The following is a 15,624-nucleotide window of genomic DNA, read 5'->3' on the forward strand; positions in this document are numbered from 1 at the left end:
TCTTTAAAAAGAGGTTTTCAATTCATGAAGGCAATGATACTTGCAGCAGGTAAAGGCACACGTGTTCAACCCATAACTCATATCATTCCAAAACCAATGATACCGATTCTACAAAAACCTGTAATGGAGTTTCTTTTAGAACTCCTCAAAGAACATGGCTTTAAAGAAATAATGGTTAACGTTTCTCACCTCGCTGAAGAAATTGAAAATTACTTTCGGGATGGTCAAAGATTCGGTGTGGAGATTGCATATAGTTTCGAAGGGAGAATTGAAGATGGGGAACTAATCGGAGATGCTTTAGGTTCAGCAGGAGGACTAAAAAAAATTCAAGATTTTCAAAAATTTTTTGATGAAACTTTTGTTGTTCTATGCGGGGATGCTTTAGTGGACTTAGATTTGACTGAAGCAGTTAAGAAACATAAGGAAAAAGGAGCAATTGCAAGTTTAATTACTAAAAAAGTTACTAGAGATCAAGTATCAAGTTATGGCGTAGTAGTTTCAGATAGTAATGGTCGAATAAAAGCTTTTCAAGAAAAGCCAACTGTAGATGATGCTTTAAGCGATTCTATAAATACAGGTATTTACCTTTTTGAACCTGAAATTTTTAATTACATACCATCAGGTGAAAAATTTGATATTGGTGCTGATCTTTTCCCTAAACTCGTTGAAATGGATTTACCATTTTTTGCACTTCCAATGGATTTCGAATGGGTAGATATTGGAAAAGTTCCTGATTATTGGAGTGCTATTCGTAATGTGTTACAAGGAAAAGTAAGACAAGTTGAGATACCTGGCAAAGAAATTAAACCTGGAGTTTTTACCGGTTTAAATGTTGCTGCTAATTGGGACACAGTTGATATTACTGGGCCTGTATATATAGGTGGAATGACGAGAATAGAGGATGGCGCAACAATTATTGGACCTGCAATGATTGGCCCGAGTTGTTGTATTTGCGAAGGTGCCACAATTGATAATTCAATTATTTTTGATTATTCAAAAATCGGTAAGGGTGTTCGACTAGTAGATAAATTAGTATTTGGCCGATACTGTGTGGGCAAAAATGGAGATCACTTTGATTTGCAAGATGCATCTTTGGATTGGTTGATAACAGATTCTAGAAGATCTGACATGATTGAGCCATCCCCTCAACAGAAGGCAATGGCAGAATTGTTAGGTACTGATTTGATTAATATTCCAGACTAAGATCAGCTTTTTTAAGAATCTCAGGAATTAAATGTTCCGATTTAACTGCCATTAGATGTATTCCACTCGCAATACAAAAAAAGTCTTGAGCTTGTTCAGCTGCAATTAGAATACCTTCTTCTAAGGGGTTTTTGGCTTCTTTAAGACGATTTAATATATTTTCAGGGATGTTTGCACCGGGGACGTATTTGTTTATAAAGAGAGCATTTTTGTAAGATTTCAAAAGGAATACACCTGCAATTACAGGAATATCAAGGGGTTTGGCTATTTTTTCGCAAAATTCTATTAAATCTTCTTTTTTCATAACCATTTGAGTTTGAATGAATTGAGCTCCAGCTTCTTTTTTCTTTCTTATTCTATTTTCTAAACTTTTTTGATTTCTGCAACTTGGATCTGCTGCAGCTCCTGCATATATAAATGTTTTTTTATCTGGAAGCTCCTCGAAAGTAGGATCAATTCCTTTATTGAAGTCCTGTATTTGCTTTAGTAATTTTACTGACTCAAACTGATGTACTGCTTTAGCATCTTGTTGATCCCCGGCTTTTACGGGATCACCGGTAATGCATAAGATGTTTTTAATTCCTAAAGCATTTGCTCCAAGAATGTCTGATTGTAAAGCAATTTTATTACGATCTCTACAAGATATTTGCATTATTGGTTCTATCCCATTTTCCAGTAATAGTTTGGACATTGCCAGGCTACACATTCTCATTACAGCCCTACTTCCGTCGGTTATGTTAACAGCATGTACCTTATCTTTCAAAAGTTGTGCTATCTTAAGAGATCTTATGGGGTCTCCACCTCTAGGCGGCATTAACTCTGCTGTTATCACCTTGGATTTTTTCTCTAAAGTCTGCTGAAGTTTTGATTTCAATTGCTTTTGTTTCCTAATTGGTTAACAAGTGTAGTGAGATTGCTAAACTTAATTAATATAAAAAAGGAACTGTTTAAATGCAAATGGTTGACGAAGAAGTAAACAACATTGACATGATGGGTCTCTCAACAAGAGAGATGGAAATCATTGATCTCGTAGCTGATGGGCTTACAAATCAAGAAATTGCAGTAAAACTAACAATTAGTAAAAGAACTGTTGATAATCATGTAAGTAATATGTTTACAAAAACAGGTTCAAAAAATAGAGTAGCACTTTTGAATTGGGCAATGGATAATGGAAAGATTTGCAGAGACGGATTTAATTGTTGTTCGCTTCCAGACTCTGATCAAGAGTAGTGCCTTTTACTTTTTTTGTATCGTTAGCTAAATCCATTAAACAATAATTTGTAGAACCTAATTCGAAGAGTTCTGCATATGCTATACAGGCTTCTTTGTCTGTGTCAACAAACCTCAATATTCCTTCTTTGTCATAAAGACCATACATTTTTAAAGAGAATAAAAGTTATTTCCAAAATATAAAGAAAATATAAAGGATAGGTGGTTCCTTTGACTAGTTATTTTTGAGAGTTGTCAAATACTTCTACTTCCATTCTGAAAAAGGTATGTTTGCAAGACTGAAATTCGAGTAATTTTTCAGCCCAGTAATTTCTTTTGATAAGAAAGATGGAAGACTTAAATCTTCCTCTTCATTAGAAAGTTCAATTTCTGCAATTTCAAGTGGAAAATTATTTTCTTTAAAGCAATCTATAATCCAAGATTTTTTTTCAACTTCTAAAAAGAATCTTTCTTTTTTTATTGTATTTGTAAGAGTGGACATTATTTTTTCACCATCTTTTTGTGGAATGGAATATTCAAATTCAAAGTTGGTAAAGTTTTCGATATGTTTTTTTAGTGCAATTTTAAAGTCCTCACCAGTAAATCTTATCCTAATAATCCAATCATCTAAACTTTTTGATAGATATCCCTGTTCAATAAAAATTGACTTATTGATATATTCTTTCCAATTATCATTTTTTATGAGAAAACGTCTTTCTATTTCAAGGGCCATTTAAATTTTTGGATTTTTTAGAGATAAATCTCCTTTCCAATCTAGTTTTTTTATTAAAGTATTGTAATAGCTAGTGCTCTCTTTAAACCTAATTATTTTGCAAGGTGATCTCCCTTTTTTGATCTCACAATAATAGCTTTCCTTAATAGTCATACATTTTGAACCGTCTCTCCATAATTTTATTTCTCCTTTACTTTTTTTGACTGGTTTAATAATTACCTTGCTTGTATTGGGTATAACTATAGGTCTACTTGCTAAGCTCATTGGGCATATAGGGTTAATTATCATTGCATCTAAACTAGGATGTACTATAGGTCCACCAGCAGCCATTGAGTATGCAGTCGAACCAGTAGATGTGGATATAATCAATCCATCACCTTTATATTCATTTACCTTCTCATTATCGATTTCAATTTGTATTTGGTTGGTGGGAGAAATACTCTCTTCAACCGATTTAAAATAAAAATCATTTAATGCGTCATAGCTTTTTATAGTTTTTTCCCCTGTAATGGTTCCACTAATACAAATATCACAATTTAATCTATTCCGAAAATCAATAATATATTCTTCGTTTTCAAGAATTTCAATAAAAGATTTGTCAAATAAAAAATCTTTTTCTTGAGTAAGAAAACCCAAATTGCCACCAATATTAATGCTCAGTAAAGGTATATCATAAGCAGTTAATGCATTTGCACATTTTAGGAAGGTTCCATCACCCCCAAGAACGATTCCAATATTTGGTAGAAATTTTAAATTACATAGATATTGTTCAATTTGATCTTTATGAAAATCGCTTTCAATTCTTATTGATTTAATATTTTTGGTTTTAAGGACTTCTTCGCAGAACTTAGAAGCTTCTAATGCTGAAGTACTGTTTGAACGATATATGATTAGCACTAATGAAAGTTTCATTTAATGCTTTTACCATTTTAATAAATTAAAACTTTCCATATCTACAGTTACCCTATTTCTGTAAAGAGATAACAGAATAGCTAATCCAACGGCAGCTTCTGCAGCTGCAACAGTAATCACAAAAATTGTAAAAACTTGTCCTTGAATTAAATTATTATCGATATAGGAAGAAAACGTCATCAAGTTTATATTTACTGCATTCAGCATTAATTCGATGCTCATAAGAACTCTGACTGCATTTCTGCTATTTAATAATCCCCAAATACCAATGCAAAATAGTGCTGAAGATACTATCAAAAAAGCTTGAATAGGAATTGATTCTAAATTCATAATAGGTAAGACGAAAGGTTAATTTTTATTTGTAAGTAATGGTTCTGATGATTTTTCAATTAATTCTTGATCTACAGGTAGTCCTGTCGAAATATCTTTGGTCATTACATCTCTTCTAGCTAAAATAATAGCCCCAATCATTGCCATTAAAAGCAAAACTGAAGCTACTTCAAATGGGAGTAAATAATCACTGAATAGATGTTCACCAATTCTGATAGTTGATTCTTCTCTAATAGAGTTTTGAGGACTTGAGAGGCTCCATATATTAGTCAAGTCAACTCTTATTAAGAGACTTAGTAGGGTTAAACATATCGATGTTGATATTATTCTTCTCGATTTAATGTCATTGATAGGCTTTAAATCTTCTTTTTTATTGACGAGCATAATAGCAAAAATAATTAATACATTCACTGCACCCACATACACTAAAACTTGTGCCGCAGCAACAAAACTTGCATTTAAAAGAAGATATAATCCTGCCACACTCATAAAAACTCCCCCCAGAAGAAAAGCTGAATAAACAATACTTTCTAGCAATACAACCCCAAGGGCTCCAATAATGACAACTAAAGATAGAACTATAAAAGAAATAAATTGTGTTGTTATTGCGATGGACATAAATTAATAGAAATTAATTAGTTGGACTAGAAACTTTATCTTTATTTTCATTTGATTCAGGCTTCATCCAATCATAGACTTCTTCAGGTAATTTACCAACTCTAGTATCTGAAGCTGGGATTTCATGAGGGTCCATAACACCTTTAGGAAGATAGGCAAGTTCTCTTAGAGGTTTAACTGAGGGATCTGTTGTGACGTTTGTAGGTAGTCTACCAAGTGCTACATTATCGAAATTTAGATTGTGTCTGTCAAAAGTAGCTAATTCATATTCTTCGGTCATTGATAGACAATTAGTTGGACAATATTCAACACAATTTCCACAAAATATACAAACTCCGAAATCTATTGAATAATTTCGAAGTTCCTTTTTTTTGGTTTCTTTATTCATTACCCAATCAACTACTGGGAGATTAATGGGACATACTCTCACACAAACTTCGCAGGCAATACATTTATCGAATTCATAATGTATTCTTCCTCTATATCTTTCAGAGGGTATTAATTTTTCATATGGATATTGGACAGTAACAGGTCTTCTTCGAAGATGGTCAAAAGTTACTGTTATACCATTGTATAAGTATTTCCCAGCATTAAATGCTTCTTTGATATAGCTATTTATTTGTTGAAGGAAATTTTTCATTTTGAAGAATTTACTTAGTTATTTTATTTTAGTGGATTAATTTTTAATTTAAGTATTTTTACTTAAATTTAACCACCAAAGAATTGCGGAAAAGCAAGTTTTAATCCTGCAGTTATCAAAAGATTAGCAAGAGAAATTGGAAGAAGAAACTTCCATCCAAGATCTAATAGTTGATCTATTCTTACTCTAGGAGTTGTCCAACGCAATAATATTGCAATGAAAACTAAAAGATATGCTTTTAATACAGTCATTACAATTCCTATTGATGCAGTGAAAACTTGTATGAAGGGTGAATTAATTGGCAAATTTAGAAACTTAGCTATTAATTCAACTGGAATAGGAAAACCCCATCCTCCTAAATAAAGTATTGATACCAATAAAGCTGAAAGGATTAAATTAATGTAACTACCAAGGTAGAACAATGCGAATTTCATTCCTGCATATTCAGTTTGATATCCTGCAACTAATTCTTCTTCCGCTTCGGGTAAGTCAAATGGAAGTCTCTCACATTCTGCAAGAGCACAGATCCAAAAGACTATAAAACCTACTGGTTGTCTCCATATATTCCAACTTAGGATTCCAGCCCCACTTTGTTGGTTGACAATGTCAACAGTACTTAGAGAATTAGTCATTAATACGATAGCCAGTACAGATAAAGCCAAAGGGATTTCATAACTTATTGATTGAGCTGCTGCTCTTAAACCTCCTAACAATGAATATTTATTATTGGATGCATACCCGCTCATGAGAAGTCCAATTGGCTGGATACTGCTTAAAGCGATCCATAGGAAAATTCCAATTCCAACGTTACTTATCAAAAGGTTTTGTCCAAAAGGGACAATTAACCATGACAGAATCACAGGGACAAGAACTAAAATAGGTCCTGCAGTGAAGAGAATTCCATCCGCTTTAGCAGGAATAATATCTTCTTTGACAAGTAACTTAAGACCATCTGCAATTGGTTGGAGAACACCAAGCGCTCCTGCATATTCGGGGCCTATTCTTTGTTGAGCAGCAGCAGATATTTTTCTTTCAAGCCAAACTGTTACTAAAACGCCAACAACTGCCGCTACCAAAACCAAAAGCATAGGGAGAGGGAGCCAAATTATGTGAGCGATTTCGCTGGAAAGGCCAAAACCCTTTAAGAATTCATTAAAACTATATTCGAGATCTAATCCGTATTCCAAAATTTTTATGTTATTTACTTAATAGATTAACTCTTCACAAACAATATGTGTGTTTTTTATGAAAAGCTGCAAATATTATTCTCTACTTTCTAGGCTGATCCAATCTCTTGGTGCTGAACCTGTATAGATTTGGGATGGTCTGAAAATTCTATTTGCTCCAAGTTGCTCTCTCCAATGAGCTAACCAACCAGCCACTCTAGATATGGCAAAAATTGGAGTAAATAAATCACGAGGAATACCAAGTTTTCTATAAACAAGACCAGAATAAAAATCCACGTTAGGGAATATACCCTTAGGTCCAAGTCTTGGTATTGCTTCTGCCTCAAGTGATTTAGCAACTTCATACATTTCATCTGCTCCAAATCTAATAAAAAGCTCTTCTGCCAGTTTTTGAAGAATTATTGCTCTTGGATCTTTAACTTTATATTCTCTGTGGCCGAACCCCATTATCTTACTTTTATTTTTAATTGCATTATCTAAAAAAGACCCAGCATTTTCTGGAGTTTTAATCTCTTCTAACATTGCAATTACATCTTCATTTGCTCCTCCATGCAGCGGGCCAGCAAGGGTTCCTACTGCAGAGGCAATGACAGCATATGGGTCTGTAAGAGTACTTGCTGTAACTCTAGCGCTAAATGTACTTGCGTTTAAACTATGTTCGGCATGTAGAATTAAACACCTATCAAAAACTTTTGCAGCTATAGGATCTTGTTCTTTTTCAGTCAGCATGTAAAGAAAATTTGATGAGTAAGTTAAATCATCTCTAGGTTGAATTGGGTCTTGTCCTTTTCTAATTAGTTGAAACGCAGCAATCATTGTGGGTATCTTTGCTATTAGTCTTATAACTGCGTTGTAGATGTAATTAGGATCATCTATTGCTCTACGTGAATAGAAGAGTCCCAAAGAAGCTGCACTAGATTGAAGAGCATCCATAGGATGACCGGTTGCGGGGAAACATTTCATCATATCTCTGACTCTAAAACTTAACCTTCTATGCATCTGAACTTCTTGTTCGAAATCTCTTAGTTGAATAGCTGTGGGCAATTCACCCCAAATCAATAGGTAAGCAGTTTCTAAGAAACTGCTTTTTTGGGATAGTTCCTCAATTGAATAGCCTCTGTACAATAATTTCCCTTTGTTGCCGTCAATATCACAGATTGATGAATTAGTAACTGGAACACCCTCTAATCCTGGTTTTAAAATTAGTTTGTTGCTATCCAATTGCTTAATTCAATTTCAAATACTTATAGATTAAAGATAGTCAAATAATTTTTAATTAACCACAAGATATTAACTTCACAAAAAATTAAAATGATTGTGTTTGAAGCTTGTTTTAATAAATTTAATTTAAAGAATTTTTAATATTGTTTCTTTATAAAGAATTGGATTTTTTTCAGGAATAGATTGACTTATGATTTCTAGCGATTCTTCATTTGATATTTTTAGGATATTTCTAATGAGAAAATTAAGATCCTGGAAATTAGTAAAATATTCAATTTTATTAGAATTACCATTTTTGATATTAACTTTTGAATAAAGAAAAGCAGATTTATCTTTATTACTTTTTAGGTTAAAAAATTTTTTTGATATTTTATCTAGTTTTTTACCATCAATTAAATGATTACTTATGATTTGTAAATCTTCCGATTCTATTGAATAGATATTTTCATAAGTTAATTGTTTTATAACATCGTCTTTTTCTTCAAGAATATCTTTGGAATATATCGAATAAATATCTTTATTTTGTTTCAAAGTATATTTGTTGAAATCCTTTAGTTTTTTCAAAGCACTTAAATCAAATTGATCTTCATTATTTTTTTCAAATGTAATAATCCAATCTTTATTTGCATTGATAATTAAAATGTTTTGATTATCATTTTGATTAAACTCTTCAAAAAAATTGAGTTCAAAATCATTTATTAAAGGTTTTAGATATTTGTCAAAATTTTTTATATCACTAAAAATTGAAATTTCAGGATTATCTTCATTAGTATTCTCTTGATTTTTTAACTGATCGTAAGTAAGAATATCAATATTTTTTTTATTATTTAGTAAATAAGATTTTAAAATTAAATGTTTATTTTTAAAGTCAAATGTTGTAGCTATGATATCCTTATTTTGATTAGTAAAATTTTCTTTATCAAAAAATATACTTCCCAAAAATTTCTTTGTGAACAATACATTTTTTTCGTTTTTTAATCCAAAAAGTTCTCCCTCATATTGAAATTTTTTTTCTTTAAAATTAATGCTGGAGTTAATACTATTTTTGATTAATTTTTTATCTGATGAGGCAATTATATAATTATCCTCGGTTCGGTATATAAAGTTAAGGAAATTTATTTTGTTTTCTCTATTAATTAAAATTATTTCATCATTCTGATCAATTTTATTAGGCAAATTCAATAAATCTTCTATTGTTTTTTCTGGCTTAATTTTAAAAACTATCAAAATATCATCCTTAAGCTTTTTATTATTTTCAAAAGTTGAGATTATAAGTTCGTTATCATAGATATCTTCTATTTTATTGTTTCCTAGATCTATACCTAAGTAATCTAATATAGATTCTTCTATTAAAAAAAAGTTGTCTTGAGTTTTATCTTTTAAATTATTATTGACAATATTAAAACTATCTAAATTTGAAATAAATAATAATTTATTGTTTTCAGGTATATATTTTAAGATATTTAGTTGTTCAATATTTGTACTTTGCTCCTTATTTTTATTAGCAGGAACTTTTTTAAAACCAAAAAAAAGTAATAAAGATAATAATAGTATTATTGCTACTACCCTAAGTTTCATTATGGATGTTTATTTTTATTTTTAACAATAAACTTCCTACTGCAACTTAATTTATTAAATTGTAAATAACAAGTAATTTATCCTATCAATTGGGAATTTATCCAAAATCTATAAATGCTTCTAGTCTCAATGATTGGTTTAATTCTGAGAAAGATGATCCAGTCTTGATTGATGTAAGAGAACAGTCAGAGCTTGAACTTGCTCGTTTCTCAAAAGAATTCCTACATATACCAATTAGTAAAGTCACATTTGAATATGTTGAAGAAATATTTTCTGGGTTATTAGACAGAAAAATTGTAGTTACCTGTCATGCAGGAATAAGAAGTTATAACTTTTCACAATGGTGTTTAGATAATAATATTGTTAGCGAAATATGGAATTTGGAGGAGGGTATTGATGGATGGAGTAGATATATTGACCCATCAATTCCAAGGTATTGATTAAATGTCGAATGAAGATGCAACAGTATTAACATCTTTGTCACCTCTACCAGAGCAATTAATAACTATATGAGTATCTTTTTCAAGAGTAGGGCATAATTTATCTAACCAAGCAAAGGCATGGGAAGTTTCGAGCGCTGGTATAATTCCTTCAAGTTCACTGACAAGTTTCAAAGCATCTAAAGCTTCTTGATCTGTTACTGATCCATATTCTGCTCTACCTATATCTTTTAAATGGCTATGTTCCGGCCCAACTCCAGGGTAATCTAAACCCGCACTTATTGAGTGAGCTTCTTGTACTTGACCATTATCGTCTTGTAATAGAAGACTCATTGATCCATGCAAAATTCCAACCGACCCTTTAGTGATAGTTGCAGCATGTTTGTCAGTGTCAACTCCGCTTCCTGCGGCTTCAACGCCAATAAGTCGTACAGAAGTTTCTTTAACGAAAGGATGGAAAAGACCCATTGCATTTGATCCCCCACCTACACAAGCAAGTAAAATATCGGGTAAAGATCCAAACGATTCCAGACATTGTTTTTTAGTTTCTTCTCCTATAACTGCATGAAAATCCCGCACAATCTTTGGGAAAGGGTGTGGACCTGCAACAGATCCTAAAATGTAGTGCGTGGTTTCGACATTAGAAACCCAATCTCTAATGGCTTCACTAGTAGCATCCTTAAGTGTTGCAGTTCCTGAATTTACAACTTTAACTTCAGCTCCTAGAAGTTTCATTCTGAAGACGTTAAGGGATTGTCTTTTTATGTCTTCAGCACCCATATAAATAATACATTTCAAGCCAAATCTCGCACAAACAGTAGCCGTAGCAACTCCATGCTGACCTGCTCCAGTTTCTGCAATTATTCTTTTTTTGCCCATCCTTATTGCTAATAAAGCTTGTCCAAGGGCATTATTAATTTTGTGAGCACCAGTATGATTTAAATCTTCTCTTTTAAGCCATATTGTTGGAGTTGCTTGTTTAGTTTTGTAATGTTCAGTAAGTCTTTTGGCTTCATAAAGTGGTGTTTCTCTGCCTACATAAGTCTTTAGAAGATGATTTAATTCTTTTACAAAAAGTTTATCTTTCCATGCATCAGACGCAGCTGTTTCAAGCTCAAAAAGAGCTGGCATTAGCGTTTCAGGAACATATTGACCGCCATATTTTCCAAATCTTCCCTCTTTGGAGGGTTGATTTAAATCGTCTTTTTTATAATTTTGATCTTGGCGAGAAAATGTGCTTACCACTTTTTCTATAGAATAAGTATTAACTAACTATAGATTATATTTAAAATAATGGGAAAAAAGAATTGGATCGAATTTGATAATCAAGAAAAAAAATATGGAGCAGTCGCTAAGGTAGATAGTTTTAATAAAAGATCAAAAATAAATATTTCAAAACAAAAAAAAGGTAAAAAGGGTAAGACAGTAACTTTAATTAGAGGGTTAGGAACTGAGGATGAAATATTATTAAAAGAATTACTAAAAAAAATTAAAGTTTTTTGTGGTACTGGAGGAACATTAATTGATAATAATATCCAGTTACAGGGTGATATGGTATCGAAATCAATTGAGTTTCTTCGTAAAGAGGGATTTCGTAATTTATAAAGCAAGGGTTAGGATAGGTTTTTAATTTTGGTGATCCAAACAATGAAAGAACAAGATCAAACAAAGTCAACCAATATAAAGTGGCACAATTTAACAATTGATAGAGAAAAGTTAGAGAAAATGAGAGGTCATAAAGGAATGGTTATCTGGTTTACAGGTTTATCTGGCTCTGGTAAAAGTACTTTAGCTAACGCTTTAAATGAATTTTTACACTTAGATGGTTTTTCGACTTATGTGTTGGATGGAGATAATATTAGACACGGTTTATGTAAAGATCTTGGTTTTTCGGATGAAGATAGAGAAGAAAATATAAGAAGAATTGGAGAAGTTGCGAATTTATTTATGAATGCTGGGATAATAACTATTACAGCATTCGTTTCACCATTTATTAGCGATAGAGATAAGGTAAGAAAAATTATTGGATCTAAGGATTTTATTGAAGTTTATTGTGCTGCTGATATCACAGTTTGCGAAAATAGGGATACTAAAGGTCTTTATAAGAAAGCGCGTTTGGGTGAAATTAAGGAATTTACAGGGATTTCTAGTCCATATGAAGCTCCTCATAACCCCGAAATTGTTGTTGATACAGGTTCGTTAGATTTAAATGATTCCGTTGAAAAGGTTATTACCTATCTTAAAAAAGAAAACTTTCTTAAAAAGGACTAATAGAAAAAAATATAGTTTCATAGATTTTGAAGATAATTGTCAGGTCCAATAGTTGATAACTTACTATTTTTAGTTCTTACCTGTGTATGTAGATTTTCTCTGAATTCTTTTAAAGTTTTCTTTATGGATTCATCAAATAAACTGATCATCTCTATTGCCAATAATCCAGCATTCTGAGCTCCATTAATTGCAACTGTTGCAACTGGAATCCCAGCGGGCATTTGAACGATTGATAAAAGAGAATCAATCCCCTTAAGTGTCTTAATCTCTACTGGTACTCCAATTATAGGAATACAAGTTATGGATGCCAGCATTCCTGGAAGATGAGCAGCACCACCAGCACCGGCAATTATTACTTTTATGTTTTCTGATTCTGCATTTTTTGCATATTCCATCATTTCAATAGGTGTTCGATGAGCAGAAAGTATACAAACTTCAGTTTTTATTTTAAATTCTCTCAAAATATCAATAGCAGGTTTCAGTATTTTTAGATCTGAATCACTACCCATTACGACAGCGATTTTATATATATCTTTTGAATTTAATTCTGACAAAATAACAAATCAATTCTTTCCTATAATGGCGTGCAATTAATTTGGCGCCAGTTAGTTAATATAAAAAGAATAAATTTCATAGAAAACTATGACGTCTAATAAGATTATCGAAAAAAGTGAAGTTAGGGAGTATTTTAATGGGACTGGCTTTGAAAGATGGAATAAAATTTATAGCAAATCTGATGAAATTAATACAGTTCAGAAAAATATTAGGAAAGGGCATCAAAAAACTGTAGATGATGTAGTCTCATACATCAAAAATTATCCTGAAGTAGCAAAAAAAAGTTTTTGTGATGCAGGATGCGGTGTAGGAAGTCTATCCATACCATTACTAAAGCTAGGTATAAAAGATTTACAGGTGAGCGATATCTCTTCTGAAATGATTAAAGAAACAAAGAAACGTATTAATGAATTAGGTTTTAAACAAGATAAAATCAAATATGAAGTCTGTGATTTGGAAAAATTAAAAGGATTATTTGATGTTGTAGTTTGTTTGGATGTGTTTATTCATTATCCTCAACCAGTTGCAGAAGAAATGGTCCAACATCTTTGTGATTTAAGCAAAGAAAAACTTATCGTAAGCTTTGCACCATATACTCCAGTTCTTGCTGTTTTAAAAAATATTGGGAAATTATTTCCTGGGCCAAGTAAAACTACAAGAGCCTATACATTGAAAGAAAAGGGTATTATTAATGCTGCTAAAGAAAGAGGATTTAAGGTAGTTAAAAAGAAATTAAATCAAGCTCCTTTTTATTTTTCAAAACTAATTGAATTCGAAAAAATTAAATAATTTATTTCACTAAATGATTTTCAAGTGCATAACGGACCAATTCGGTTCGGCTAGATGTACCTGTTTTGATAAAAAGTCTACTTACATATTTTTCAACATTTCTAATAGATGTTTCAAGCTGTCTTGCAATTTCCTTGTTCATCAGCCCCTCTGCTACTAGTTGAAGTACACTCGCTTCTCTTGGAGTAAAACTAGGAAGATTTTTTTTATTTTCTAAATTAGTCGGATTTTGATCTGTGAGCATAGATTTTATTTCAGTAATTTGCTTCGCCATTTTACTGACATCAATATCTGCGAATCGTGCTGCTTCTTTCAGTAAACGTTCTTGTCTTTTGATTACATTTTTAACTCGAGCAGCTAATTCATCAGGGTCGAAAGGTTTGGAAATATAATCATCAACGCCTGCAAGATAACCTTCTGTTCTGTCTAGGGTCATTCCTTTTGCAGTTAGAAAAATAACTGGAGTTCCTCCTAATTTTTCATCTTCTCTAATTTTTTCTAATAAAGCATAACCGTTAGCTCGGGGCATCATAATATCGCTTATTATCAAATCGGGAAAAACTGTTTGAGCTTTTTCCCAGCCATCCTCTCCGTCAACTGCAATAAATATTTCAAAGCCCTCATCTTCTAGAAATGTTTTAACAGCTGTTCTTAAACCAGGCTCATCATCAACTAATAAAATTCTTGATTTTCTAACCGGTTCACTATTTATTTGATTAATTTCATTCATTTTTTAAATTCTTTAATTTGATTTTCTAGTAATAAAGAGAATTTTATATAATAAATACAATGCTATCAACTCCCATACTACTAGACTATCAATCCTCGACTCCTTGCTCTAAAGATGTTGTTGATTCTATGAAACCTTTTTGGAGTGAGATATTTTTTAACCCTGCAAGCAAATCTAATTTGGCAGGTATTAACGCAAGCGCTATATTGGAGGCTTCAAGAGAAAAAATAGAACAAAATTTATCTCTCAAAAATAAAAAAGTTATTTTTACAAGTGGCGCAACAGAATCTAATAACTTAGCCTTATTAGGTTTTGCGAGAAATTATTTTAAAAAAACAGGAAATTATGGACATATTATTACCTTAAAAACAGAGCACAAAGCAGTACTTGAACCACTAAACCAATTAAAAAAAGAAGGATTTAAAGTTACAGAAATTAATCCAGAGAAAGATGGATTAATTTCAGAAGAAAAATTCATAAAGAATATAAGAGAAGATACATTTATGGTTAGTGTTATGTTGGCAAATAACGAAATAGGAGTTATTCAGCCTGTAGAAAATATTTCAATGATATGTAAATCGAGAGGAATTACTTTTCACTCTGATTTTGCACAATGTTTAGGTTATATCGAGTTAGACAATCTTTTATCAGATGTAAATATGATAACGATGAGTTCTCACAAAATATATGGTCCTAAAGGGATAGGACTCCTGGTTATTGATGAAGAAATTAATCTCGAGCCTTTAATTGTTGGAGGAGGGCAGGAATATGGTCTTAGGTCTGGAACATTACCTCTTCCTTTAGTAGTTGGCTTTGCTAAAGCAATAGAGATAGCAGTTTTTAATCAAAAAAGTAATTCTGAGAAATTACTTATTTATAGAAATAATCTTTTGAAGGGTTTATTAGAAAATAATTCTGGTTTATTAATTAATGGCTCCATAGAAAAAAGATTGCCTCAAAATTTAAATTTGACTGTATTGGATTTAAACGGAGCAAAGTTTCATAAAGTTTTAAAATCCAAGATAATTTGTTCTAGTGGATCTGCATGCAGTAATGGTGAACCATCTCATGTTTTATTAGCCTTAGGTAGATCTTTTAAAGAAGCAGAATCTTCAATAAGGTTAAGTATTGGACTAAGCACTAATTCAAAAGAGATAAAAGAAGCAATTAATATTCTTACAAATACGATCAAATCATTACGTTAGAAA

20 protein-coding genes are annotated in these 15,624 nt (G+C 31.7%); 7 read left to right on the forward strand and 13 right to left on the reverse strand.

The window, feature by feature from the left end; all coding sequences use genetic code 11:
• Positions 1–24: 24 nt before the first annotated feature.
• On the forward strand, positions 25–1,203 hold the full coding sequence (locus EU91_RS06895; protein WP_032523926.1) for a nucleotidyltransferase family protein: 1,179 nt from the start codon (positions 25–27) through the stop codon (positions 1,201–1,203).
• Here the strand turns inward: EU91_RS06895 and EU91_RS06890 are convergent.
• Positions 1,187–2,077, reverse strand: a complete 891-nt coding sequence (locus EU91_RS06890; RefSeq protein ID WP_032523927.1) for a methylenetetrahydrofolate reductase — start codon at positions 2,075–2,077, stop codon at positions 1,187–1,189. The two genes, EU91_RS06895 and EU91_RS06890, sit on opposite strands and share 17 nt — an antisense overlap.
• Positions 2,078–2,154: 77 nt before the next feature.
• Between EU91_RS06890 and EU91_RS06885 the strand changes: the two genes are divergently transcribed.
• On the forward strand, positions 2,155–2,433 hold the full coding sequence (locus EU91_RS06885; RefSeq protein ID WP_032523928.1) for a helix-turn-helix domain-containing protein: 279 nt from the start codon (positions 2,155–2,157) through the stop codon (positions 2,431–2,433).
• Here EU91_RS06885 and EU91_RS08985 read toward each other — a convergent pair.
• From EU91_RS08985 to EU91_RS06845, 9 genes are all read right to left on the reverse strand, one after another.
• Positions 2,396–2,581 carry a hypothetical protein gene (locus EU91_RS08985; protein ID WP_072012884.1) on the reverse strand — a complete coding sequence of 62 codons (186 nt, stop codon included), beginning with the start codon at positions 2,579–2,581 and terminating at the stop codon, positions 2,396–2,398. The genes EU91_RS06885 and EU91_RS08985 overlap by 38 nt on opposite strands.
• Positions 2,582–2,677: 96 nt before the next feature.
• The gene (locus EU91_RS06880; RefSeq protein WP_032523929.1) at positions 2,678–3,145 is read right to left on the reverse strand and encodes a CYTH domain-containing protein; all 468 of its coding nucleotides are present in this window, start codon (positions 3,143–3,145) and stop codon (positions 2,678–2,680) included.
• Positions 3,146–4,057 (reverse strand): NAD(+) kinase, encoded by a 912-nt coding sequence (locus tag EU91_RS06875; RefSeq protein WP_032523930.1) that lies wholly within the window; start codon positions 4,055–4,057, stop codon positions 3,146–3,148.
• 9 nt (positions 4,058–4,066) lie between these two features.
• Positions 4,067–4,387 (reverse strand): NADH-quinone oxidoreductase subunit NuoK, encoded by a 321-nt coding sequence (nuoK, locus tag EU91_RS06870; RefSeq protein ID WP_032523931.1) that lies wholly within the window; start codon positions 4,385–4,387, stop codon positions 4,067–4,069.
• An 18-nt stretch (positions 4,388–4,405) separates the two neighbouring features.
• Positions 4,406–5,005, reverse strand: a complete 600-nt coding sequence (locus tag EU91_RS06865; protein WP_032523932.1) for an NADH-quinone oxidoreductase subunit J — start codon at positions 5,003–5,005, stop codon at positions 4,406–4,408.
• Between the two features lie 13 nt (positions 5,006–5,018).
• On the reverse strand, positions 5,019–5,645 hold the full coding sequence (ndhI, locus tag EU91_RS06860) for an NAD(P)H-quinone oxidoreductase subunit I (protein ID WP_032523933.1): 627 nt from the start codon (positions 5,643–5,645) through the stop codon (positions 5,019–5,021).
• 68 nt (positions 5,646–5,713) lie between these two features.
• The gene (gene nuoH, locus EU91_RS06855; protein WP_032523934.1) at positions 5,714–6,832 is read right to left on the reverse strand and encodes an NADH-quinone oxidoreductase subunit NuoH; all 1,119 of its coding nucleotides are present in this window, start codon (positions 6,830–6,832) and stop codon (positions 5,714–5,716) included.
• A 75-nt stretch (positions 6,833–6,907) separates the two neighbouring features.
• Entirely contained in the window at positions 6,908–8,053 is a 1,146-nt protein-coding gene (locus EU91_RS06850) for a citrate synthase (protein ID WP_025922078.1), read from the reverse strand.
• Positions 8,054–8,179: 126 nt separating this feature from the next.
• Complete coding sequence (locus tag EU91_RS06845) at positions 8,180–9,631, reverse strand: hypothetical protein (RefSeq protein ID WP_032523935.1); 1,452 nt, start codon at positions 9,629–9,631, stop codon at positions 8,180–8,182.
• Positions 9,632–9,720: 89 nt separating this feature from the next.
• Here EU91_RS06845 and EU91_RS06840 point away from each other — a divergent pair, with 89 nt between their 5' ends.
• The gene (locus EU91_RS06840; RefSeq protein ID WP_032523936.1) at positions 9,721–10,071 is read left to right on the forward strand and encodes a rhodanese-like domain-containing protein; all 351 of its coding nucleotides are present in this window, start codon (positions 9,721–9,723) and stop codon (positions 10,069–10,071) included.
• Here the strand turns inward: EU91_RS06840 and trpB are convergent, their stop codons facing one another.
• The gene (gene trpB / locus EU91_RS06835; RefSeq protein WP_032523937.1) at positions 10,072–11,316 is read right to left on the reverse strand and encodes a tryptophan synthase subunit beta; all 1,245 of its coding nucleotides are present in this window, start codon (positions 11,314–11,316) and stop codon (positions 10,072–10,074) included.
• A 48-nt stretch (positions 11,317–11,364) separates the two neighbouring features.
• On the opposite strand from trpB, the gene EU91_RS06830 reads away from it, so the two are divergent.
• A complete protein-coding gene (locus tag EU91_RS06830; RefSeq protein WP_032523938.1) occupies positions 11,365–11,676 on the forward strand; it encodes a translation initiation factor SUI1 in 312 nt (103 codons plus the stop codon).
• Positions 11,677–11,718: 42 nt separating this feature from the next.
• Positions 11,719–12,342: an adenylyl-sulfate kinase gene (gene cysC, locus EU91_RS06825; protein WP_032523939.1), complete on the forward strand. Its 624-nt coding sequence runs from the start codon at positions 11,719–11,721 to the stop codon at positions 12,340–12,342.
• Positions 12,343–12,359: 17 nt separating this feature from the next.
• Here cysC and purE read toward each other — a convergent pair whose 3' ends face one another.
• Positions 12,360–12,896 carry a 5-(carboxyamino)imidazole ribonucleotide mutase gene (gene purE, locus EU91_RS06820; protein ID WP_032523940.1) on the reverse strand — a complete coding sequence of 179 codons (537 nt, stop codon included), beginning with the start codon at positions 12,894–12,896 and terminating at the stop codon, positions 12,360–12,362.
• A gap of 88 nt (positions 12,897–12,984) precedes the next feature.
• Here purE and bchM point away from each other — a divergent pair, with 88 nt between their 5' ends.
• A complete protein-coding gene (gene bchM / locus EU91_RS06815) occupies positions 12,985–13,686 on the forward strand; it encodes a magnesium protoporphyrin IX methyltransferase (protein WP_032523941.1) in 702 nt (233 codons plus the stop codon).
• A gap of 1 nt (position 13,687) precedes the next feature.
• Here the strand turns inward: bchM and EU91_RS06810 are convergent, their stop codons facing one another.
• On the reverse strand, positions 13,688–14,416 hold the full coding sequence (locus EU91_RS06810; RefSeq protein WP_032523942.1) for a response regulator transcription factor: 729 nt from the start codon (positions 14,414–14,416) through the stop codon (positions 13,688–13,690).
• Positions 14,417–14,475: 59 nt separating this feature from the next.
• On the opposite strand from EU91_RS06810, the gene EU91_RS06805 reads away from it, so the two are divergent.
• The gene (locus tag EU91_RS06805) at positions 14,476–15,621 is read left to right on the forward strand and encodes a cysteine desulfurase family protein (RefSeq protein ID WP_032523943.1); all 1,146 of its coding nucleotides are present in this window, start codon (positions 14,476–14,478) and stop codon (positions 15,619–15,621) included.
• The last annotated feature ends 3 nt before the right edge of the window (positions 15,622–15,624 follow it).

Source organism: Prochlorococcus marinus str. GP2 (assembly GCF_000759885.1).
In the GTDB taxonomy this organism is placed as follows: Bacteria; Cyanobacteriota; Cyanobacteriia; order PCC-6307; family Cyanobiaceae; genus Prochlorococcus_A; species Prochlorococcus_A marinus_J.